General features: G+C 27.2%; 23 protein-coding genes and 1 other annotated feature. Of the genes, 21 read left to right on the top strand and 2 right to left on the bottom strand.

Annotated features, from left to right (window positions below):
* The first annotated feature begins 154 nt into the window (after positions 1 to 154).
* The 19 genes from QP548_RS09485 to QP548_RS09395 all read left to right on the top strand — a co-directional run bounded on the left by QP548_RS09485 (position 155) and on the right by QP548_RS09395 (position 18,608).
* Positions 155 to 286 carry a hypothetical protein gene (locus tag QP548_RS09485; RefSeq protein WP_003452864.1) on the top strand — a complete coding sequence of 44 codons (132 nt, stop codon included), beginning with the start codon at positions 155 to 157 and terminating at the stop codon, positions 284 to 286.
* A 165-nt stretch (positions 287 to 451) separates the two neighbouring features.
* The gene (gene aroF, locus QP548_RS09480) at positions 452 to 1,465 is read left to right on the top strand and encodes a 3-deoxy-7-phosphoheptulonate synthase (protein WP_003476979.1); all 1,014 of its coding nucleotides are present in this window, start codon (positions 452 to 454) and stop codon (positions 1,463 to 1,465) included.
* Between the two features lie 120 nt (positions 1,466 to 1,585).
* Positions 1,586 to 2,638, top strand: a complete 1,053-nt coding sequence (gene aroB / locus QP548_RS09475) for a 3-dehydroquinate synthase (protein ID WP_061426606.1) — start codon at positions 1,586 to 1,588, stop codon at positions 2,636 to 2,638.
* A gap of 248 nt (positions 2,639 to 2,886) precedes the next feature.
* Entirely contained in the window at positions 2,887 to 4,161 is a 1,275-nt protein-coding gene (aroA, locus tag QP548_RS09470) for a 3-phosphoshikimate 1-carboxyvinyltransferase (protein ID WP_061426608.1), read from the top strand.
* Positions 4,162 to 4,224: 63 nt separating this feature from the next.
* The gene (gene aroC, locus QP548_RS09465; RefSeq protein ID WP_061426615.1) at positions 4,225 to 5,298 is read left to right on the top strand and encodes a chorismate synthase; all 1,074 of its coding nucleotides are present in this window, start codon (positions 4,225 to 4,227) and stop codon (positions 5,296 to 5,298) included.
* A 169-nt stretch (positions 5,299 to 5,467) separates the two neighbouring features.
* A complete protein-coding gene (locus tag QP548_RS09460; protein WP_061426617.1) occupies positions 5,468 to 5,761 on the top strand; it encodes a chorismate mutase in 294 nt (97 codons plus the stop codon).
* Between the two features lie 833 nt (positions 5,762 to 6,594).
* Entirely contained in the window at positions 6,595 to 7,410 is an 816-nt protein-coding gene (aroE, locus tag QP548_RS09455) for a shikimate dehydrogenase (protein WP_061426619.1), read from the top strand.
* Between the two features lie 253 nt (positions 7,411 to 7,663).
* The gene (locus QP548_RS09450; RefSeq protein ID WP_061426621.1) at positions 7,664 to 8,179 is read left to right on the top strand and encodes a shikimate kinase; all 516 of its coding nucleotides are present in this window, start codon (positions 7,664 to 7,666) and stop codon (positions 8,177 to 8,179) included.
* Positions 8,180 to 8,277: 98 nt separating this feature from the next.
* Entirely contained in the window at positions 8,278 to 8,718 is a 441-nt protein-coding gene (aroQ, locus tag QP548_RS09445) for a type II 3-dehydroquinate dehydratase (RefSeq protein WP_003453023.1), read from the top strand.
* 77 nt (positions 8,719 to 8,795) lie between these two features.
* Positions 8,796 to 9,311 (top strand): hypothetical protein, encoded by a 516-nt coding sequence (locus tag QP548_RS09440; RefSeq protein WP_061426623.1) that lies wholly within the window; start codon positions 8,796 to 8,798, stop codon positions 9,309 to 9,311.
* A 125-nt stretch (positions 9,312 to 9,436) separates the two neighbouring features.
* Positions 9,437 to 9,769, top strand: a complete 333-nt coding sequence (locus QP548_RS09435; protein WP_049039995.1) for a PadR family transcriptional regulator — start codon at positions 9,437 to 9,439, stop codon at positions 9,767 to 9,769.
* A gap of 1 nt (position 9,770) precedes the next feature.
* On the top strand, positions 9,771 to 10,628 hold the full coding sequence (locus tag QP548_RS09430; protein WP_061426625.1) for a permease prefix domain 1-containing protein: 858 nt from the start codon (positions 9,771 to 9,773) through the stop codon (positions 10,626 to 10,628).
* Between the two features lie 227 nt (positions 10,629 to 10,855).
* On the top strand, positions 10,856 to 11,698 hold the full coding sequence (locus QP548_RS09425; protein ID WP_061426627.1) for a hypothetical protein: 843 nt from the start codon (positions 10,856 to 10,858) through the stop codon (positions 11,696 to 11,698).
* Between the two features lie 124 nt (positions 11,699 to 11,822).
* Positions 11,823 to 12,713, top strand: coding sequence for an ABC transporter ATP-binding protein (locus tag QP548_RS09420; protein ID WP_061426629.1), 891 nt, complete (start codon positions 11,823 to 11,825; stop codon positions 12,711 to 12,713).
* A 1-nt stretch (position 12,714) separates the two neighbouring features.
* Positions 12,715 to 13,926, top strand: coding sequence for an ABC transporter permease (locus QP548_RS09415; RefSeq protein ID WP_061426632.1), 1,212 nt, complete (start codon positions 12,715 to 12,717; stop codon positions 13,924 to 13,926).
* A gap of 112 nt (positions 13,927 to 14,038) precedes the next feature.
* Positions 14,039 to 15,028, top strand: a complete 990-nt coding sequence (bsh, locus tag QP548_RS09410; RefSeq protein WP_061426634.1) for a choloylglycine hydrolase — start codon at positions 14,039 to 14,041, stop codon at positions 15,026 to 15,028.
* Positions 15,029 to 15,376: 348 nt separating this feature from the next.
* Positions 15,377 to 15,718 (top strand) — a binding site (T-box leader).
* Between the two features lie 92 nt (positions 15,719 to 15,810).
* Complete coding sequence (locus QP548_RS09405) at positions 15,811 to 16,293, top strand: Lrp/AsnC family transcriptional regulator (RefSeq protein ID WP_003453052.1); 483 nt, start codon at positions 15,811 to 15,813, stop codon at positions 16,291 to 16,293.
* Entirely contained in the window at positions 16,290 to 17,468 is a 1,179-nt protein-coding gene (locus QP548_RS09400) for an aminotransferase class I/II-fold pyridoxal phosphate-dependent enzyme (protein WP_061426636.1), read from the top strand. The genes QP548_RS09405 and QP548_RS09400 overlap by 4 nt, the downstream gene beginning before the upstream one ends.
* Before the next feature lie 114 nt (positions 17,469 to 17,582).
* The gene (locus tag QP548_RS09395) at positions 17,583 to 18,608 is read left to right on the top strand and encodes a phospholipase C (RefSeq protein ID WP_061426638.1); all 1,026 of its coding nucleotides are present in this window, start codon (positions 17,583 to 17,585) and stop codon (positions 18,606 to 18,608) included.
* Between the two features lie 56 nt (positions 18,609 to 18,664).
* On the opposite strand, the gene QP548_RS09390 is transcribed toward QP548_RS09395, so the two are convergent.
* Together QP548_RS09390 and QP548_RS09385 are read right to left on the bottom strand one after the other, a co-directional pair.
* Positions 18,665 to 19,138, bottom strand: coding sequence for a hypothetical protein (locus QP548_RS09390; RefSeq protein WP_236907331.1), 474 nt, complete (start codon positions 19,136 to 19,138; stop codon positions 18,665 to 18,667).
* A gap of 49 nt (positions 19,139 to 19,187) precedes the next feature.
* Complete coding sequence (locus tag QP548_RS09385) at positions 19,188 to 20,330, bottom strand: MGDG synthase family glycosyltransferase (protein ID WP_061426642.1); 1,143 nt, start codon at positions 20,328 to 20,330, stop codon at positions 19,188 to 19,190.
* 490 nt (positions 20,331 to 20,820) lie between these two features.
* Between QP548_RS09385 and QP548_RS09380 the strand changes: the two genes are divergently transcribed.
* Together QP548_RS09380 and QP548_RS09375 are read left to right on the top strand one after the other, a co-directional pair.
* Positions 20,821 to 21,324 carry a GNAT family N-acetyltransferase gene (locus QP548_RS09380; protein WP_061426644.1) on the top strand — a complete coding sequence of 168 codons (504 nt, stop codon included), beginning with the start codon at positions 20,821 to 20,823 and terminating at the stop codon, positions 21,322 to 21,324.
* A 220-nt stretch (positions 21,325 to 21,544) separates the two neighbouring features.
* Positions 21,545 to 22,063 carry an RNA polymerase sigma factor gene (locus tag QP548_RS09375; protein ID WP_061426646.1) on the top strand — a complete coding sequence of 173 codons (519 nt, stop codon included), beginning with the start codon at positions 21,545 to 21,547 and terminating at the stop codon, positions 22,061 to 22,063.
* The last annotated feature ends 70 nt before the right edge of the window (positions 22,064 to 22,133 follow it).

The raw sequence follows: 22,133 nt of genomic DNA, 5'->3' as shown, positions 1-22,133 counted from the left end.
TAGATTGAAGTAAATTTTAAGCAAGTAGTATAAGATTTTATATAGAGTCTTATACTACTTTTGTTTTAAATTTTATTGACTTTGAAATTACAAAGTGTATAATAAATTTAAAAAAGTTTAGAAATAACTGTTTAAAAATTTTTTGGAGGATGTTATGCTAAATTTATTAGTAAAGGGATTAGTAGCACAATTTTATAGCTTTTACTCTAGCTGGGGCTTTCATTTTAGCGCTGGATCTTTTATGTGCAACAAAAACTATGCTCTTTTAACTAATGGGTTTGTATAATTAACGTGATAGATATTAATATTATAGTAATATTGTATTATAATTTATTTGATAGAACTCATTAAAGTGGGTTCTATTTTTTTGCAATAGTATAATTTAAACAGTTTAATTTTACATTTAGACTATTTTAGATAAAAAGGTTAAAATAAAAAAGGAGGGCGAATTATGATAGTTATATTAAAACCAGGAACAAAGGAAGAGGAGATTTTAAAATTGATAAAAAAGATAGAATCACTTGGAGTTGAGACTCAAAGAATTTCTGGAAGTGAAATGTGTGTAATTGGTTTAGTTGGAGATACAAGTAAAATAGATCCTGCTAAAGTAGAAGCAAACAAAAATGTAGAGAGAATAATGCCTGTTCAAGAGCCCTTTAAAAAGGCAAATAGATTATTCCATCCAGAGAACTCTATAATTGATGTCTTAGGAAATAAAATTGGTGATAAGAAAATAGCATTAATAGCTGGCCCTTGTTCCGTAGAGAGTGAGGAACAAATAACTGAAATAGCCAAAGAAGTTAAGGCATTAGGGGCAAGCTTCTTAAGAGGTGGTGCATTTAAACCAAGAACTTCACCATACAGTTTCCAAGGGTTAGAACTTGAAGGATTGGAGCTTCTAAAAAAGGCTAAGGCAAAAACAGGCCTTCCTATAGTCACAGAAATAATGTCAACTAGTATGATAGAAAAGTTTATTGAAGATGTTGATGTTATTCAAGTTGGAGCGAGAAATATGCAAAACTTTGATCTTTTAAAAGAGCTTGGAAAGACAAAAAAACCTATTCTTTTAAAAAGAGGATTGTCAGCTACAATAGAGGAACTTATAATGTCAGCAGAGTACATAATGGCCGGTGGAAATGAAAATGTAATTCTTTGTGAAAGAGGAATTAGAACCTTTGAAACTTATACAAGAAATACCTTAGACTTAAGTGCAATACCTGCTATTAAAAAACTAAGTCATTTACCAGTAATTGTTGATCCAAGCCATGCAGCAGGAAAGTCATGGATGGTAGAACCATTATCAAAGGCAGCCATAGCTGTAGGTGCAGATGGATTAATAATAGAAGTACATAATGACCCTGCTAATGCCTTATGTGATGGTCAACAGTCAATTAAACCAGAAGAGTACGGCAAGCTTTTAGAAGATTTAAGAGCTATCGCAAAGGCTGTTGGTAGAGAGTTATAGAATATTATTTAATTTAGTGGGAGTGTTTAAACTCCCATTAAATTTATACTTAAATAGAAATAACATAATAAAATTAATATTTTTATAAAACATAAATTTAAAGGGTTTGGAGTGATAAAAATGAAAGTTTTAAGAGTAAATTTAGATGAAAAAAGTTATGATATAGTAATTCAAAAGGATTTAAAAGATTACTTTGGAGAATACATAAAAACTGTATTTGATGGGAAAAAAGTAGCTATTATAACTGATGATAATTTAAATGATATATATGGAGAGGCTATAAAGAAAAACATAGAAAATGAAGGATTTGAAGTTGAAGTTATTTCTGTTACACCAGGAGAAAAGAGTAAGTCTTTTAGTGCATTACCAGAAATATATAATAAACTTTTAGATTTTAAACTAACTAGAAGTGATTTAATTATAGCTCTAGGTGGCGGTGTTGTTGGAGACCTTGCAGGTTTTGTTGCCTCAACTTTTTTAAGAGGAATTAGCTTTATACAAATACCTACATCATTATTAGCTCAAGTTGATTCTAGTGTTGGTGGCAAGGTAGCTGTTGACTTAGAAAGAGGTAAGAATTTAGTAGGAAGCTTTTATCATCCTGAATTAGTATTAATAGATCCAAATATGCTTGGAACACTTCCAGAAAAATATTTTAATGATGGCCTTGGAGAGGTGATAAAATATGGATGCATTAAGAGTAAAGAGTTATTTGAAAAGTTAGAGGGCTTTGAAAATAAAGAGGATCTAAAAGAGAATATTGGAGAAATTATTTATGAATGTTGCAATATAAAAAGAGAAGTGGTTGAAAATGATGAAAAAGATTTAGGAGAAAGAATGGTTCTAAACTTTGGTCATACTTTAGGTCATGCCATAGAGCAAATTTATAATTATGAAACTTATTCTCATGGGGAAGCAGTTGCTATAGGAATGAATATGATAAGCAAGATTGCAGAAGAAAAGGAACTTACTAAAAAAGGAACAGCAGAAAGAATTGAGAGTTTATTAAAGAAGTATGGATTAAATACTGATGTTAATATTGAAGATAATGGATTAGCTAGAGAAGCTATAAAATTAGATAAGAAGAATTTAAATGGAAATTTAAATGTTATCCTTTTAAAAGATATTGGGGAAGGTTATATATATAATACAACTGTAGAATTTTTTGAATAAAGGCATAGGGGGTTAAGTAAACATTAATTTAAAGTTATTACTTTATAAATAACTTGATAACTTGGTTTCATAAAGGAATTTAGGGCTAATTTAACTGTTTCTCTAGTTTCTAAATTTAGAAATATATTAATTCTCTAAAGAATTTCCTTAGAAAGGCTTTAGGGTTATATTTGAAATTAATATGGGTTTAAAACAGAGGATAAAATTTATAGTGTAATTTTAAAATAAGTATAGGGAGTGGGTAAAAAGTGAAAAAGGTAATTATAACTCCTAGTAAGTTAAAGGGAAGTGTAAAGATACCACCTTCTAAAAGTATGGCTCATAGAGCTATTATTTGTGCTTCTTTAAGCAAAGGAGAAAGTGTTATTTCTAACATAGATTTTTCAGAAGATATTATTGCAACTATGGAAGGCATGAAATCTTTAGGAGCAAATATAAAGGTAGAAAAAGATAAACTAATTATAAATGGAGAAAATATTTTAAAGGACTCTAATTATAAAGTTATTGATTGTAATGAATCAGGTTCCACTTTAAGATTTTTAGTTCCAATTTCCTTAATAAAAGATAATAAAGTTAGTTTTATCGGTAGAGGAAATTTAGGGAAAAGACCATTAAAAACTTATTATGAAATTTTTGAGGATCAAGAAATTAAGTATTCCTATGAGGAAGAAAAGCTTGATTTAAATATAGAAGGAAGCTTAAAAGGTGGAGAATTCAAAGTTAAGGGAAATATAAGTTCTCAATTTATAAGTGGTTTATTATTTACTCTTCCTTTATTAAAAAAGGATTCTAAAATAATAATAACTACAGAACTTGAATCTAAAGGATATATAGATTTAACTTTAGATATGATAGAAAAGTTTGGAGTTACAATAAAAAATAATAATTATAGAGAATTTTTAATAAAGGGAAATCAAAGTTATAAGCCTATGAATTATAAGGTTGAAGGTGATTACTCACAGGCTGCTTTTTATTTTTCAGCAGGGGCCTTAGGCTCAGAAATAAATTGTCTTGATTTAGATTTAAGTTCTTATCAAGGGGATAAGGAATGCATTGAAATATTAGAGGGTATGGGTGCTAGGCTTATAGAAAGTCAAGAAAGGTCTTTAAGTATAATTCATGGGGATTTAAATGGAACAATTATAGATGCTTCACAATGCCCAGATATAATTCCAGTTTTAACAGTGGTTGCTGCTTTAAGTAAGGGAGAAACTAAGATTATAAATGGAGAAAGACTTAGAATAAAAGAATGTGATAGATTAAATGCTATCTGTACGGAGCTTAATAAACTAGGGGCAGATATAAAAGAATTAAAAGATGGTCTTATAATAAATGGAGTTCAAGAGTTAATAGGAGGAGAAGTATATAGCCATAAAGATCATAGAATAGCTATGAGTTTGGCTATTGCTTCTACAAGATGCAATGAAGAGGTTATTATAAGAGAACCAGATTGTGTTAAAAAATCTTATCCAGGATTTTGGGAAGATTTTAAGAGCTTAGGTGGAATTTTAAGAGAAGAATAATATATAAAATATTTGACAGAAAGGAGGTAGCTTTTAGAGATAATAATCTTTAAAAGCAAAGAAATGGGAGGAGTTTGGGGTAATAAAATAAAATTATCTATATTTGGAGAGTCCCACGGAGAAGGAATAGGGATAGTAATAGATGGAATAGAACCTGGAATAAAAATAAATATGGATAACATAGAAAAAGATATGGAAAGAAGAGCACCAGGAAGAAATAGTTTATCAACTCAGAGAAAAGAAGGGGATAAACCAGAAATTTTAAGTGGAATATTTAATGGAATCACCACAGGAGCTCCTATTTCAATGATAATAAGAAATACAGATAAAAGATCTAGGGATTATTCAAAAATAAAAGATGTAATGAGACCAGGCCATGCAGATTTCCCAGGGTATGTAAGATATAATGGCTTTAATGATTATAGAGGTGGAGGACATTTCTCGGGAAGAATAACAGCGCCTTTAGTTTTTGCTGGAGCCTTAGCTAAGGAAATACTTAAGGAAAAAGGTATAACTATTGGGTCCCATATTAAGCAAGTTGGAAAAGTTAAGGATTCTTACTTTGATGAATTAAATTTAAATAAAGAAGATTTAGAAGAACTTTTAACTAAAGAACTTCCAGTAATAGATACAAATAAAATAGAAGATATTAAAGAAGAAATTACTTCATATAGAATGGAAGGAGATTCTATTGGAGGAATTGTTGAGTGTGCCATAGTAGGACTAGAGGCTGGAATAGGAAATCCATTCTTTGATTCTTTAGAAAGTACAATAGCTCATTTAGCCTTTTCAGTGCCAGCTGTAAAGGGAATTGAATTTGGAGCAGGTTTTGACTTTGCAAATATGAAAGGCTCAGAAGCAAATGACGAATATTTCATAGAAGATGGAAAAGTTAAGACATACTCTAATAATAATGGAGGAATAACTGGTGGAATATCAAATGGAATGCCAGTTATATTCAGAGTTGTAATAAAACCTACACCATCTATTTCTAAAGAACAAAGAACAATAAATATAAAAAACATGACAGAGGAAGTTCTAAGTGTAAATGGGAGACATGATCCTTGTATAGTTCAAAGAGCCTTAGTTGTTATAGAAGCCATTGCAGCTATTTCTATATTAGAGTTAATAAAATAAAAAGTTTAAAGTATAGTAGACTTTTATGAGAATGGGAGATTAATTAAAATTAATCTTTGTCTACTATATTTTAAAATATTTCAAAGTGATACACTTTGGAAAAGTTCTAGCTTAAATTAATATTTACTTAAAAAAGATTAAAGAAGTTAAAAGAAAAGAGGTGAAATTTTTGAGTGACAAGTTAGCTCAATGTAGGGAAGAAATTGATAGAATAGATGGGGAACTTATGAAACTTTTTGAAGAAAGAATGAATGTTGTTTTGGATGTTGCAAGATACAAAAAAGAAAATAATATGGAAATTTTTCATAAAGATAGAGAAAATCAAGTTATAGAGAAAAATCTAAGTCGAGTAAAAAATAAAGAACTTTCACCTTATGCAGAGGAGATGCTTCATGCATTAATGGATATAAGTAAAGAATATCAACAATATAAAATAGGGATGAGAGAAAATTTTATTAAGTAAAATGAAATAAAATTGTATTTTTAGTGGGAGAAGGATTAATTAGAGAAGAGGCCTTAATTGAATAATAGAGCATAATTTAATTAGAATTATAGAAAAAAGATATTTTAGAGGGGTTAAGAGATTCAATAGGCGATTATAGGATTTTAGTATGTTATAAAAAAGCGTAATTTTAAAATGTTAATAATAATGGGCGTCAAATTAACAAGACATCCATTTGTTTTAATAAAGCATAAACTTTTTTTGAAATACCCTATAGAAAATGGATAAGAGAGTAGAATAATGACTATCAACAAATAATTACTATAGAAAAAGAGGGTATCAAATTTGGAAATTAAAGCTTTAATTAAATTTTTAAAATTGGTAATGATAATAACTCTTATATATACGTTAATTACTACTAATTTTGCCATAAGGGCATTTTTAATTGTTGTGGAAGTAATTTTTATTATTATATTTTATAAGGTGAAAAATATATAAATAATTTACTTAATAAACATTCTATGCTTATAAAGCTAGAACTTTTTATAAAATACTATTTAAAATGTAAAAGACACCTAGTAGGGTAACTAAGTGTCTTACATGAACTTGTGTATTTGGTTTTGGATATTTAAACAAAAAACTTAAAATTATTATTAATCTTTCAACAGGGGATGTAAAAAGATTATTAGTTTAATTATTATAAGTTTTGTATGGTAATTTAATCATAGAATTATGAATTAATTATGGAGTTTTATTATTAAAGTTTAAATATTAATTATTGTATAGTGTAAGAGTTTTATCTTTATTTAATTTTTTTGTTAGAATTAAATTGTAAAGATTAAGGAGGTGGAATTTTGAAGTTATTTGGATTAATAGGTGAGAAGTTAGGACATAGTTTGTCTCCAGAGATACATAATAAAGTTTTTAAAGATAATAATATAGATGGATTATATAATCTTTTTTCTGTAAAAAAAGAGTTTAAAAATAATATTGTGGAAAGCCTAAAATGCTTAGGAGTAAAGGGAGCTAATGTTACAATACCATATAAAGAGAATGTTATGGATCAGCTAGATATTATTTCACAGGAGGCTAAAGCTATAGGAGCAGTAAATACTATTTTAATAAAAGATGGAAAATCCTATGGTTATAACACTGATTATTATGGATTTGGTAAGATGCTAGAAAGAGCAAAAGTTAATATTGAAGGAAATAGCTTTTTTGTTTTAGGAGCAGGAGGGGCAGCTAGAAGTATTTTAAAATATTTAGAGGATAGCAAAGCTAAAAAAATAGTTTTGGTTTCTAGGGACAAAGAGAAAGCTTTTGATAAATTTAAAGATTTCAATATTAATTTTATGAGTTATGGTGACCTTGAAGAAATTAATGAGGAGTTTGCTTTAATTAATACAACTCCCTGTGGAATGTATCCTAATATAAATTCAGTAGCTGTTTCAGAAAGGGTAATTAAAAAATTTAAGGTTGCTGTGGATATAGTTTATAATCCTTTAGAAACTAAGTTTTTAAAAATGGCAAAGGATAATGGTCTTAAAACAGTTGATGGATTATTTATGTTAGTTGGACAAGGGGTTAAAGCTGAAGAGATTTGGAATGGAATAAAAGTAGATAAGTCTACAGAAGAAGATATATATGAAGAATTGAAATGTAGATTTTAAAGTTAATTTTGTAATAAGAAAATGTTAATTCGAATACTAAATTTAGCCAAATATGATATAAAATAAGTATAGATTACATTTTTAAATTGTACTTAATTTTATAATTAATAGAATTAAGAGTTTCTTTTAAAACAGTAATTATTTCTATGTATAATTAGAAATAATTACGGATTTAAAATAGAAATAAAAACTAAAATGAATTTTAAAAGTTTAAATAATATTATTGGGTAAAATACAAAAAGGGGATTAGTATATGAAAAAAAGAGGAGTACTTTTAATTGGAATGCCTGGAGCAGGAAAAACAACCATAGGAAGAGAGCTTTCAAAGGTATTAAAAATGAATTTTTTAGACATGGATGAATTCATAGAAAGAAGTACAGGAAAAGAAATAAAAGAACTTTTTGCTCAGGGAGAAGAGGTTTTTAGAGATTTGGAAAGTAAAAGTTGTGAACTTTTATCAACCTTAAAAAATGTAGTTATATCTTCTGGTGGCGGAATAGTTACAAGAGAAGAAAATATGGGGAATTTTAAAGAGTTTATAACTGTTTTTATAAATAGGCCTTTAGATTTAATTATGGAAGATATAGACACAGAAGGAAGACCTCTTTTATGGGATGGTAAAGAAAGACTTACTAATTTATATAGAGATAGGATTGATTTATATAAAAAGCATAGTGATATAGAAATTATAAATGATGGTACTGTTGAAGAGGCTATTAGAGAAATAGTCAAATCAATTTCTGCTTGGAGTTTAAAAGAGAAAGAATAGTTTTTTTAATAGATAAGAATTTTTTCAGCTAAAAAACCTAAATGGAAAGTAGGTGGATTTTAACCAAAGTAAAACTTAATAATTTGGTTAGAGATATTATGAAAATAATGGTTATAAATGGCCCTAATTTAAATCTTTTGGGGATTAGAGAAAAAGAAATCTATGGTGCTAAAGATTTTAATCAGGTCATTGATTATATAAAAGAAGAAGGAAAAGAATTAGGGTTAGAGGTAAACTGCTTTCAGAGCAATATAGAGGGAGAAATAATTAATTTTATTCATAATGCATACTTTGAAAAATATGATGGGATAATTATAAATCCTGGAGCATACACACATTATAGCATAGCTATTTATGATGCTTTAAAAGGGGTTGAAATACCAACTGTTGAGGTTCATTTAAGTAATATTCACAAAAGAGAAGAGTTTAGACATAAATCAGTTACAGCCCCAGCTTGTATTGGGCAGATAAGTGGATTTGGTGAATATGGATATATTATGGCAATGAATGCATTAAAAAATCATATTAAATCTAAATAAGATTAAAAAATAAAATCTATTTAAATTAATAATATGAATGCTTCAGTTATAAATTTAATGGTTAAAAGGGGATTTTTATGGAGGAGAGAATTGAGAACTTACAGAGAATAATAAAAAATATTTTAGCATCTACAGATGAGCAAATTCAGGGAGATTTAAGAGATTCCTTAAGGTTAAGAATGTCTGTATCAGAAAATTTACATGGGGAAGTAAGATATTTAAAATGTTTGAGAGCTTTAGTAGAAGAAAAATTTCAAGAATTTTTTAAGAAAAAAAACTTTCCAAAAGATTATAATGATTTTGTAGGAATATGGTCAAGCTTATCCGAAGAAGCAAAGTTTTTATGGAATGATCCAAAATATGATTATGGTGAAGAAAAATATAAATATGAATTTATATATTTTGAGGTTTATTGCAATGTTTATTTAAGATATTCTTTAGGACTACTTTTTAATGGTAATAATAAAAATACCATTGATGAATTAAGCCAATATAATAGTTTAGAAATAATTCAAATGTATAGATATTATCTTCATCAAATAACTCTTAGAAAGTTAGAAAAAAGTTTAAAGTCAGATAAAGTTAATAGTTAATATAAAAGAAGTTGTATTCTTATTTGGAATACAGCTTTTTTTTATTATGTTTTTGTGAATTATACCATAAAGTATTCTATACTATAGAGTACTTTATGGTATAATTATACTTGGGAGGGATAATATTGGAACTTAATAAAGAGATTATAAAAGGACATGTGGAAAGTATAATATTATCACTTTTACAAGAAAAAGATTTATATGGTTATGAGATTTCAAAATTAATTAGGGAAAATAGTAAAGAAGCCTTTGAGGTCAAGGATGGAACCTTATATGTTGTTTTAAAAAGGTTAGAAAAATTAGGTTTTGTAATATCATATTGGGGTGATTGTAAAAGTGGTGGTGGAAGAAGAAAATATTTTAAAATTACAGAGGATGGAGTTAATTATCTAAAAGAAAAAAAGAGTGAATGGGAATTTCTAAAGAGTATTATGAATATTTTTTTGGGGGGAGAATAAAATGAGAGAGATAGATAATTATATTGACTCTTTATATAAGAATATTGATGGAATTTCAAAAGAAAATAAAGAGATAAAGGAAACTATGAGGACTCATTTAATAGAATCTGTAGAAGAATTAAAATTAGAAGGATTTAGTGAAAAAGAGAGTATTAAGATTGCTTTAGAACGATTTGGAGAAATAAATGAAATTAGAGGAGAACTAAAAACTGTAGTGGAAAGAGGGGTAAAACCACTGCTATATACAGTGGGAATTTCATTAATAATACTTATAGCTTTCTTTACCCATTTAATATTTATGAGATTTGATTATATAAAATTGCTAGCTTTAATAATTATTGCTGTTCCAATGTATATAATAATTAGAGGTGGAGTTTTAATATATTATAAAGTAAAGGGTATAAAATATAATATAGATTGGAAAAAGGAATTATATAAATTTTTATTTGCTAATTATTTTATATTTCTAGTTGGATGGTATATATTCCCTATAGAAGTTGGAGGAAGTTCAAATGTTAATTTTCAAGTAGACTTAATTCCCTTTAAAAATTATATTGAATTAATGAACATGGGAATAACTATAGGATATCTTATGAAATGGATAATTATTAGATTGATTTTATTTATACCTTTAGGATTTTATCCAGCATTTCTAAAAGGAAAATTTAATAATATAGCCGGCTGTGTATTAATAGCTTCTGTAGTTTATCTTATAGTTCCAATATTAGAATTAATATTAAGTTTTGGATTGATTTCTGTACCAATAATTTATATTGGAATAGATTATTGGTTAATAAGTATAATTGGAGTTTTACTTGGTTATTTTTTATATAATTCAGTAGCTAAAAAACATATTTAAATTTTTAATAGAGCGTATTTAAATAAAAAGTAAGATAGATTAAAAGTTAGACTAAATATGTATTAGTAATTTTAGATATAAATTAAAATAGATTAGAGAAAATTAAAAAGTTGAAAATAAAAGTATAAGTTAATACTTTATTCTTGATTTGAATAAAGTATTAACTTTTTTTATTTGGTATTTATGGGTTTTATTAGGATGTTAAAATAGAAAAAAGGAGGTTGAAAATGGTTAAAATTAACAAAAAAGTAATTTGGATATTTATAATTATTGGAATTATATTTGTGGGAATTGGTTCTACTGACTTAGTTAAAGAAAATGAAACTATAAGTTTTCCTTATGAGTTTGAGGTTGATAATTACAACATTGAAATTGAGTATTCTAAGCTTTATGATAATTATTTATTGACTAAATATAAGATAAGGAGAAAAGATGGTTCTTATATAGGCGAAACTGAAGCAAATTTATCTACATTCATAACTAAATATGATAGTGCGTTTAGTTTTGGACCACATATTATTTCATCAAAAGTAATTGATAATAAAATTAAAGAAGAAATAAGTATAGATTTTGTTGCTGCAATAGAAAATCCCTTAGAAAAAGTAAAAATTAGACATGCCTTAGCTGGAAAGTATATTGATGGAACTAAGGAGATTAAAAAAGAAGGAGTTGTTAATTTAAGTAATGAAAATTATACACGTTTAAATAAAAAAATTAAAATAGATGATATAAATTTAACTGTTAGCAATTTAGGGAATTTTGAATTTGGATCTATTTTAAATTTATTTACTGAAAACTTAGAAAATGAAGAAGTTGAAAATTTTCATGAAAATTATAGTGTTAAATTAAAATCAAATGATTTTAATAAAACATATGAAATAAGAAAGATTATGGGGCTTGATGGTAATGCTGTAAAGCATGTTATTGAATGGAATAAAATAAATAAGGATACTAAGCTTGTAGAATTTTTTATAGTTGATTTATTATATGATGTAGATTCAATTGATTTTAATAATTTTGAGCTTTTTGTTGTTAATAAAAATACCAATGAAGAAACAAAAATTTATTGATTTTTAGAAGATAATATTTTAGTGCTATGTTATTTAATATGTTTAAAAATAGTATGAAAAATGGTAATATTTTATGTAACAGTAAAATTTAACATGTTTATTAAAATGAAAAGGGGGACTTTTAGTGAGAGTTGAGGCTCAAAATATAAGCAAAACCTTTGGAGAGGTACAAGCTTTAAAAGATTTAAGCTTTGTCATTGAAAAGGGAAAGGCTTTAGGGTTATTAGGAAGAAATGGAGCAGGAAAAACTACTGCAATAAGAATATTACTTGGAATATTACCAAGTGATACGGGAAAGGTTTTAGTGGATAATAAGAAGCTAAGCTTTGATGAAAATGCTTTTGGATATTTGCCAGAGGAGAGAGGATTATATCTTAAATACACAGTTAAGAGTCAACTTATGCATTTTGCTTCTCTTTATGGAATGAAGAAAAAAAAGGCATTAAGTAGCATAGAGTATTGGCTTGAAAAATTTGAAATAAGTGAGTATCTAAATAAAAAGGTTGAAACTCTATCAAAAGGGAATAAACAAAAAATACAGTTAATAGTTGCAGTAATGCATGATCCAGAAGTCATAATTTTAGATGAGCCATTTAGTGGATTAGACCCTGTAAATGTGGAATTATTTAAAACTGTAATAAGAGAACTATTATCAAAAGGCAAAACATTAATTTTTAGTAGTCACAGAATGGCTGATGTGGAAGAGTTTTGTGATGATATAATAATGCTTAAAAAAGGAGAAACAATACTTCAAGGAAATCTTAATAGGATAAAAGAAGACTATGGAATTAAAGGTCTTGTAGTTGAAGGTGAAGAAAAAGTACAAGATTTCTTAAAAGAATTAGGCTTTGAAGCTTTAGAATTTAAAAAGGGAAGTTATAGAGTAAATCTTAAGGATTTAGAAAAAGGAAAAGAACTTTTAAGAAAAATCACTAACACAGATTTAGATATAATGGGATTTTATTTTGAAAGACCATCCTTAAATGATATTTTCATAGAAAGGTTAGGTGATTAGTATGAAAAAGTTTTGGAGTATTTTTAGTTTTACCTATAAAGAAACTATTAGAAATAAAGCTCTTATAATATCAACAATAATTACTTTAATTGCAATGCTAGGATTCTTTAATATGGATAAAATAGTAGGACTGTTTAATAGAGAAGGATCTAAAGATTTAATAATGATAAGCACAGAAGCCAATAATAAATTTTTTGACTCTAATACTTTAGAAAGTTTAAATGATGATGATTTTAAAATTGTTTTAAGCAAAGATTCAGAAGAAACTAATAAGGTTAAAAGGGAAATAGAAAATGGAAAGTCAGATTATAAGGCTTTACTTGAAGTTTCAACAGGTAAAGAGGTATCAGGAAAGTTATATGTTAATGAATTACCTGGAGATTCTTTAATGAAGAAAGTAAATACAATTTTAAATAACACTAAATTTGTAGTTTCAATGGAGAAGTTTAATATAACACCAGAAGAGTATGCTAATATAATGACTCCAGCTCAGCTTGATGTAGTTCAAACGGGGAATGCTTCACATGAGAGAATGACTTTAGTTTATGCCCTTGTTTTTGGAATTTATATAATAACTCTTACTTTTGGTTCTATGGTTGCTAATTCAGTTATAGAAGAAAAGAGTAACAGAATAATGGAAACCTTAATAACTATGGCTAAACCAATGGAACTTTTCTTTGGTAAGGTATTAGGAGTATGTGCCGTAGGTCTTACACAGATAGCAGTGATTTTAGGGGCTGGCTTAATAATGCTTAAAACATCAGGTACAAGTTTAGAAGTTTTAAGTTCATTAAATTTAAATGCTAGCATAATATTTGCATTTGTTGCCTATTTCCTTTTAGGATATTTAACATTCTCAATGCTTTATGCAGCAGTGGCTTCACTTGCTACAAGTGCTCAAGATGTCAATTCATCAATGGGAGCAATTACCTTAGTCTTTGTTGGAGTCTTCTTACTTTCAATAAACTGTATGTTTAATATTGAGTCAACTTTAGCTAAGGTATTTAGTTATGTACCCTTTGCTTCTCCTTTAATAATGTTTGAGAGAATAGTCTTATCAAAAGTTACTTTTATGGAAATTTTAATAACTACTATTATCAATGTTGGATTTATAATCTTAGTTGGATTCTTTAGTAGCAAATTATATAAAAAAGGAACTTTACATTATGGTAAAAAGGCTTCATTAATAAAAATTATAAGAGGTAAGGAATAAAATTTTAATAAAAGACATAAATTCTTGGAAATATAATAATTAAGTATAATGTAAACTAAAAACAAATATAGTATTATTTACTTATATAAAATCTAATGAGGAGTGAGTATTTATGTGTACAGGATTAGCCCTAGAAACAAAAGACGGATTACATTTGTTTGGAAGAAATATGGATATTGAATATTCATTTAATCAATCTATTATATTTATTCCTAGAAATTTTAAATGTGTAAACAAATCAAACAAAAAAGAATTAACAACAAAATATGCTGTTCTTGGAATGGGAACTATTTTTGATGATTATCCTACCTTTGCAGATGGTATGAATGAAAAGGGATTAGGATGTGCTGGCTTAAATTTCCCTATTTATGTTAGCTATTCTAAAGAAGATATAGAAGGTAAAACGAATATTCCAGTATATAATTTCTTATTATGGGTTTTAGCAAATTTTAGCTCAGTAGAAGAGGTAAAGGAAGCATTGAAAAATGCTAATATAGTGGATATACCTATTAATAAAAATATTCCTAATACAACTCTTCATTGGATGATAAGTGATATAACAGGAAAGTCTATTGTAGTTGAACAAACAAAGGAAAAATTAAATGTATTTGATAATAATATAGGAGTACTAACTAATTCACCTACTTTTGATTGGCATGTAGCAAATTTAAATCAATATATAGGTTTGAGATATAATCAAGTTCAAGAATTTAAGTTAGGAGGTCAATCTTTAACTGCTCTAGGTCAAGGAACTGGTTTAGTAGGATTACCAGGGGATTTTACACCTGCATCTAGATTTATAAGAGTAGCATTTTTAAGAGATGCAATGATAAAAAATGATAGAGATTCAATAGACTTAATTGAATTTTTCCATATATTAAATAATGTTGCTATGGTAAGAGGATCAATTAGAACTGTAGAAGAAAAAAGTGATCTTACTCAATATACAAGTTGCATGTGTTTAGAAAAAGGAATTTATTATTATAATACCTATGAAAATAATCAAATTAATGCAATAGACATGAATAAAGAAAACTTAGATGGAAATGAAATTAAAACATATAAATACAACAAAACTTTAAGTATTAATCATGTAAATTAGTTTGTTGCATGGGTGTGTATCAAAACTTAATAATAAAGCTTACAAACATATTCCGAGAATTACTAGATTTCACTAAGAATTTATAATTATTACTTCGAAGATATCACTAAAGCTTCGAAACTTGCTACGCTTCGAACAGTCTCAGCTTTTTTACGTGATATCTTCTACGTAATAATTTAAATTCTAAAGTTCATCTAGATATTCTCTTCATACTGTTTGTAAGCTTTATTAAAAGTTGTTTTGATACAGCCCTATTTTTATATGAAAAAACAAATTTGCATTAATTTTTATAAAAAAATATTGAATTTATTAAAATTTGTGTATATAATTATAAAAAACGAAAAATCATGAAAAACAGTGAAGAGAAAGAGTAAATTAGGTGGACTTTTCAGAGAGCTAAAGTTTGGTGAGATTTAGTAAGAAAGCTTAATTGAAGCAGTCTCAGAGTTTCTTGTTGAGAACTAAAGGTTAAATAGAGTATTTTAGTAAGTATGTTTTAAAATTAAGATGTACATAACTTTTAATTAGATTAAGACGATTTCCTCCCGTTAAAGAGGATAGAAATTAAGTAGTAAGTAGGGCATAAATTTATTAAATTTCAGCCATACTATTAAAGATTTCTAACTGAGGTGAGTAAAAGTAATTTTACTTATTAGGGTGGTACCGCGAAGTAGTTCCTTCGTCCCTTTTTAGGGATGAAGGAACTTTTTTTATTAATTATGCTAAACACAATCAAACAATTTAAATAGAAAATAAGCAATAACAAAGGGGGCCAATGTGTCATGGAAGAAATTTTAGAAGTTTTAGAAAAAAACAGTAGGTATACAGATCAAGAAATTGCAGTTATGACAGGGAAAACTGTGGAAGAGGTTAGAGAAGCCATAAGAGATTATGAAGAAAGAAGCATAATCGCTGGTTACACTACTCTTATAAATTGGGAGAATACAGGAAGAGAGACAGTTACAGCCTTAATAGAAGTACAAATAACTCCTCAAAGAGGTGTTGGTTTTGATAAGGTTGCAGAGAGAATATATAAGTTTCCACAGGTTAAGGCTTGTTATTTAATGTCTTCAGGTGGATTTGATTTAACTGTTATTGTAGAAGGAAAAACAATGAAAGAAGTGGCAATGTTTGTTTCAGATAAACTTTCAATTCAAGAATATGTAACAGGAACAGCAACTCACTTTGTACTTAAAAAATACAAAGATCATGGAACAATATTTAGAGAAAAGAAAACAGATGATAGGGAGATGTTATTTATATGATACTAGAGAATATGATATTAGATAATGTGAAAAATATGCCACCTTCAGGCATTAGAAAATATTTTGACTTAATAAATGAAATGGAGGATGTTATTTCTTTAGGGGTTGGGGAGCCTGATTTTGTAACTCCATGGAATGTTAGAGAGGCTGGGATTTATTCTCTAGAGCAAGGACATACTCACTATTCATCAAATGCAGGATTTATAGAATTAAGAGAAGAGATATCAAAGTATTTAAATAGAAGATTTTCTCTTAGATATAATCCAAAGGATGAAATACTTGTTACTGTTGGGGGAAGTGAAGGGATAGATTTAGCCCTTAGAGCTTTAGTAGGTCCTGGAGATGAGGTTATAATACCTGAACCAAGCTTTGTAGCTTATAAGGGATGTACAGCATTTACAGGAGCAACTGCCAAGACAATAGATTTAAGAGCTTGTGATGATTTTAAATTAACTCCAGAACTTTTAGAAGAGGCTATAACTGAGAAAACAAAGGTGGTAATAATTCCATTCCCTAATAATCCTACTGGAGCAATAATGAATAGAGAAGAGCTTCAAAAGATTGTGGATGTTTTAAAGGATAAGGATGTAATAATTATTTCTGATGAAATATATGCAGAATTATCCTATGATGAGGACCATGTTTCAATAGCTAGTTTCAAAGAGGTAAAGGAAAAAACTATAGTAATAAATGGATTCTCTAAAGCTTATGCTATGACTGGATGGAGATTAGGATATGTATGTGCTCATAAAGTTTTAATAGATGCTATGAAAAAGATACATCAGTATGCAATAATGTGTTCACCAACAACAGCTCAGTATGCTGCTATTGAGGCTCTTAAAAATGGTGATGAGAGCGTTTTTGAAATGGCAAGGGAATATAATAGAAGAAGAAGAGTATTAGTTGATGGATTTAGAAGTATGGGATTAGATTGCTTTGAACCATTAGGAGCTTTATATGTATTCCCATGTATAAAGTCAACTGGTATGAGTTCAGATGAATTTTGTGAAAAACTTCTTCTTGAAGAGAAGGTACTAGCTGTTCCAGGAAATGCTTTTGGAGAGTGTGGAGGAGGTTTTATAAGAGCTTGTTACGCAGCTTCAATGGAAGATATAATGGAGGCTATAAAGAGAATAAGAAGATTTGTTGAAAGAAATAATATGCAAGGGAAATAGATAAATCTTTTTAATAGGTAGTAGAGGCTTAAATTTAGCTTTTACTGCCTTTTTTAAGGTTAAATATTTTCTATGGCTGGTGCTATAATTGTATTTAGGTGGGAGGCGACGGTCATGGATAACATGAAAAAGATATTAAAGAAAATGCCAAAGGTTATGAAAAAATCTTTTAAAAAATCTAATACCCATGATGTATTATTAGAACAAGCCAATAGAATGGTGATTAATGATAATAATTTGTATTTAAATAATAAGTGGTTTTCTAAATCCCTTAAATGGTGTATGGATATACTTGAACTTAATTACAATGTTAGTAAGAGCTTAGGATGGATTAGGCCCTCATATTCTAGAAAGCCAGATATAATGCTTAGGTCAGTAGTAACCTTATTTTCTTTTCATTTTTATCATGGTGAAAATAAGGATAATTACTTTGGAAGAATTGGAAAAGGTAAAACAGCAATGTGTAAATTTATTTTTTTCGGACGAAAAGCCTTAAAGTATAGGGATAAAGGTAAGAGAAGAAAATGCATGAAGTATTTAAGTTATTCTTGTCACTATTTAGCTGATATGAGTGAACCACATCATGTTACTCATCACATTGCTAGTCCAAATGAAAAAATAATGAATGTATTAAAAAAATTTGATATAAATAAAATAGGAAAAGGGAATTTTTCTAATCATCGTAGGTTTGAAAACTTAGCACAAGCTTGGATAAAGGGAGATGAAGATATAACTCTTTTATTAGATAAAAATAAGGATAAAGATGAAAATATTCTTTTAAAAGGAGTACCTACTAAAGGAGAAATCTTCTCTTATATACTAAAGGAAGATTGTAACAAGGTATTTAATGAAGATGATAAGAAAAAGGTTTTAGATATATATTATAAAAATAGTAATCTTGATTTTGATGATTATTGTAGATATTTAGGTAATGAAAGTTCAGAGTATGCAAAAGAATTAATTCATGATGCCTTTAAGGATGATACTAGAGAACAAGCCTTAGCAGCTATTAGGGCACTTAATATGGCAGAGATTCAGTTAGCTAGATTTTTATATTATTTCTGCAACTATAATCTTAAGGAAGAAAGATTTGTTGAACCTAAATTAAAATTATATAATTTAAGTTTAGGAGTAAGTTAATAAGAAAGACTATCTAAACACATTAATATTTGTAGTGTGTTTAGATAGTCTTTTGTTTATAAATTTATACATAGAACCTTACCGTGAAGAGCATTTAAAAGCTTTTTCTTTTTTAGATAATCTAGCTTAAAATATAATGTATTTGCTCCCTTTATGTATATTGTTACAGTAAATTTATTTTTAATCTTTTCAATTTCTATTTTTTGTATATCTTTAAAGTTGTAGCAATTATATCCATAGATTATAGAATCTTCAGTTATATAAAAACATGATAATTTATAAGATATAAAAACTAAAACAAATAAATAAATAATTGATATTATTAAATTTAGCATGTTCTTATGATGTAAATAAGACATACCACCGAATAAAAGTATTAGCAATGACAATATAAACATAATTATAGAAATAAGGCTCATTATTTTTATAGTTACGGTCTTCTTGCCTTTTCTAGCTTTTTTTGTTCCATGAAGTAAAACTATATTTATTAAAATATATATTCCTAAAATAATAAATGCCAATAGAATCACCTGTATTCTTAGATTTTATTTATAAGTTTACAATAATTTTTTCAAGGAGTCAAAGACTATTATTGTCACTATTGTATTGAATTTCATGGTATTTTGTTATTAAAAATTTACATATATCCTCTGAGGCATTTATATTAGAATTAAGTTTTTGAGAGGATACGATTTCCTCATAGAACTTTTTATCAGCAATAAGTTTTTCGCAAATTTTTAAAGTTTCATGAAGTGAGTTAGACTTGACACCTAAGTTATGCTTCATAAAAAAGTTACAATTTGCACTTTCAACTCCTGGAATAGGATTAATCATTACTATTGGAAGTGACTTATTCATAGCCTCTGTAGAGGTTAAGCCACCTGGTTTAGTTACTAATATATCTGCAGAATCCATAAGTTTATTCATTTCATGAGTAAATTGAAGTGCGTGAATTCTAGGATTTAACTTTTCTATTTCAGAGATTTCTTTAAATAATTCTTTATTGTTTCCACATATAGTAGTTATATTACATTCTTTAAGATGCTTACTTATATAAAGTGTAGTATCTTTAACTGAGCCAGCTCCCATACTTCCACCCATTATTAAAATATGAGGTTTATTTTTTTCAAGACCTAAGCTAACTTTCGCTTTTTCCTTAGGAGTCTTTACTTTAAATTTAGAATCAATAGGTAAGCCAAAAGCTATTAGTTTTGAAGAGTCTAAGCCCTTATCTTCAAATTCTTTTATTAAATCTTTATGTGGTAAGAAATAATAATCTAAATCAGTTTCTTCCCAAAATGGTGCACAAGTATAATCAGTTACTATTGATGCTGTTAAAGCTTTTATTTTGTTTTTCTTCTTTAAATAACTAATACTTTGAGTAGCAAAGATATGAGTTGAGATTATTATATCAGGTTGTTCCTCCTCTAAGACTGTTAATATATTGTCGGCATAAAAAGAATTTAATTTATAAATTATAGATTTTTTATTATGATCACTAATTTTTTCGCCGGCATTATAAAGAGCACCAAAAAGTTCAGGAACAGATTTAACTATATAAGTATAAGCAGAACATACTTCTTTAGATACAAGATGACCTGCAAATTCTAGAGAGTCTAAAGTTACTACAGGTATATTCAGTGAATTTAGACTTTCCTCTAATGATTTACAAGCAGATAAATGTCCACCACCAGTTTTTGCATAAAAAATTATAACCTTCATAATGAACCCTCCTTTTTAAGTATCTTTTGATAAATTTTAACAGAAAAATCCTCTAAGGAGATTAAGAAAATATTAAAAATGTAAATAAATTTTGAATAAACAATAAAGCAATTCAGTTAAATTTAAAGCTTAAATATTATAAAGATTTTTATGGTTATAGCTTTAAATAAATAAATTATTATCTTTGATAAGATGTGTTAATGAATTTGGCATGAATACTCAATTTGTAGCATGAAACTATTAGTTTCATAATGTTTACAATAAAGAGAAAAGGTGTATAATAAATTTTATCATAAGAGAGAAGTTCGTAAATTTATCTAAAAGTAATAAATTTACATTAAATTGGGTATTAATAGAGAGTTTTCTTAACTTTAAAAACAGTTTGAAATTAAAATAAATCTAAAATACGTATAATTTTAAAATAAGTTAAAAAACTCAATTAATATATTTTAGGGTAATTATTAATTTAGGAAGTCAGGTGAATTGTTTAATGGAGGATTTAAAAATACGAAGATTTGAAGAAAATGAAGGGGGAGAAGTTTCTAAACTTATTGAAAAAAATTTTTTAGATACAAACATAAAAGATTATTCAAAAGAAGATATGAGAAATTTAGCTTCTAACTATACTGAAAATAAAATTTTGAATATGGCTAAAAACTCACATATGTATGTAGCAGTTTTAAAAAATAAAATAGTTGGTTGTGGAGCTATAGCTAGTTTTTTAGGGGAAGAAGATGAAAGTATATTATTACCTATATTTGTTTTACCAGAATTTCAAGGTAAGGGAATAGGCAAAAAAATTATGGAGACCCTAGAAAGGGATGAATATTATATAAGAGCAAGAAGAGTTGAAGTTAAATCATCAACTAGGGCCTGTGATTTTTATAAGAAAATGGGATTTAATCATAAATATAATCTTAAAGAACTAGATAAGAATGGAAACTATAAATTAGAAAAGTTTAGATATAGACTTCAGTACGATCAAAATTACTAGAATATATAAAATAATATAAAAAATAAAATATAAAGATAAAACTTATAATTCTTAGTAGATTTCATTAATTCTAAGAATATATTTATAAGTTTTATCTTTTTTTATTGAGTTAAGTTTCTTAAATTATAAAAAAATTATTTTTTTAGGGAGCATTTTTATTAATTAAACCATCTAATAAGTATAAAGCTTAGCTAAGTTATTAAAATTTAGGAGGAAAGTTGTGGAGTTATTATCATTTTTAGAGCATAGAAAAACTTCAATGGTTTCTCAAGCAAAGAAAGGAGATAAGGACGCCTTTTTAAGTCTTATAGATGAGAATAGATTAAGCATCTATAGGGTTGCTAGGGGAATTTTAAATAACAAGGAAGACATAGAAGATGTACTTCAGAATACAATAATAAAATCTTATGAGAAGATAGGAACTTTAAAAAAGGATGAATTCTTTAAAACTTGGATAATAAGGATTTTGATAAATGAGTGTAATTTGATATTAAGAAGAAATAAAAAGACCATATTTTTAGATAAGTTAGAAAATGAAGAGTCTTATAGTGATGACTATGGGAATATTGAGTTAACATCTGTAGTTAATTCATTAAGTGAGGATTTAAGAATAACTACAGTATTATATTATTTTGAAGATATGTCTACTAAAGAGATATCAGAAATGTTAAATATAGCTGAAGGAACAGTAAGATCAAGACTGGCTAGGGCAAGAGAAAAGCTTAGAGATTTTATATAACATAATTATATTAAAAATGGCTATTTAATAGATTAAACTAAATTTTAATCAACTTATTTTATGGAGGGTT

The organism is Clostridium sp. UMB9555A (assembly GCF_030222355.1).
Lineage (GTDB): Bacteria > Bacillota > Clostridia > Clostridiales > Clostridiaceae > Sarcina > Sarcina perfringens.
This window is presented reverse-complemented; position numbering and strand designations above follow the sequence as displayed.

Bases quoted from the DNA above. Each gene is read 5' to 3' on its own strand.
- QP548_RS09395 (WP_061426638.1), top strand. From the start codon at position 17,583: ATGGATAACATGAAAAAGATATTAAAGAAAATGCCAAAGGTTATGAAA.
- aroQ (WP_003453023.1), top strand. From the start codon at position 8,278: ATGAAAATAATGGTTATAAATGGCCCTAATTTAAATCTTTTGGGGATT.
- QP548_RS09450 (WP_061426621.1), top strand. From the start codon at position 7,664: ATGAAAAAAAGAGGAGTACTTTTAATTGGAATGCCTGGAGCAGGAAAA.
- QP548_RS09430 (WP_061426625.1), top strand. From the start codon at position 9,771: ATGAGAGAGATAGATAATTATATTGACTCTTTATATAAGAATATTGAT.
- QP548_RS09400 (WP_061426636.1), top strand. From the start codon at position 16,290: ATGATACTAGAGAATATGATATTAGATAATGTGAAAAATATGCCACCT.
- aroB (WP_061426606.1), top strand. From the start codon at position 1,586: ATGAAAGTTTTAAGAGTAAATTTAGATGAAAAAAGTTATGATATAGTA.
- QP548_RS09380 (WP_061426644.1), top strand. From the start codon at position 20,821: ATGGAGGATTTAAAAATACGAAGATTTGAAGAAAATGAAGGGGGAGAA.
- aroC (WP_061426615.1), top strand. From the start codon at position 4,225: ATGGGAGGAGTTTGGGGTAATAAAATAAAATTATCTATATTTGGAGAG.
- QP548_RS09415 (WP_061426632.1), top strand. From the start codon at position 12,715: ATGAAAAAGTTTTGGAGTATTTTTAGTTTTACCTATAAAGAAACTATT.
- QP548_RS09440 (WP_061426623.1), top strand. From the start codon at position 8,796: ATGGAGGAGAGAATTGAGAACTTACAGAGAATAATAAAAAATATTTTA.
- aroF (WP_003476979.1), top strand. From the start codon at position 452: ATGATAGTTATATTAAAACCAGGAACAAAGGAAGAGGAGATTTTAAAA.
- QP548_RS09405 (WP_003453052.1), top strand. From the start codon at position 15,811: ATGGAAGAAATTTTAGAAGTTTTAGAAAAAAACAGTAGGTATACAGAT.
- QP548_RS09385 (WP_061426642.1), bottom strand. From the start codon at position 20,330: ATGAAGGTTATAATTTTTTATGCAAAAACTGGTGGTGGACATTTATCT.
- bsh (WP_061426634.1), top strand. From the start codon at position 14,039: ATGTGTACAGGATTAGCCCTAGAAACAAAAGACGGATTACATTTGTTT.
- QP548_RS09485 (WP_003452864.1), top strand. From the start codon at position 155: ATGCTAAATTTATTAGTAAAGGGATTAGTAGCACAATTTTATAGCTTT.
- QP548_RS09425 (WP_061426627.1), top strand. From the start codon at position 10,856: ATGGTTAAAATTAACAAAAAAGTAATTTGGATATTTATAATTATTGGA.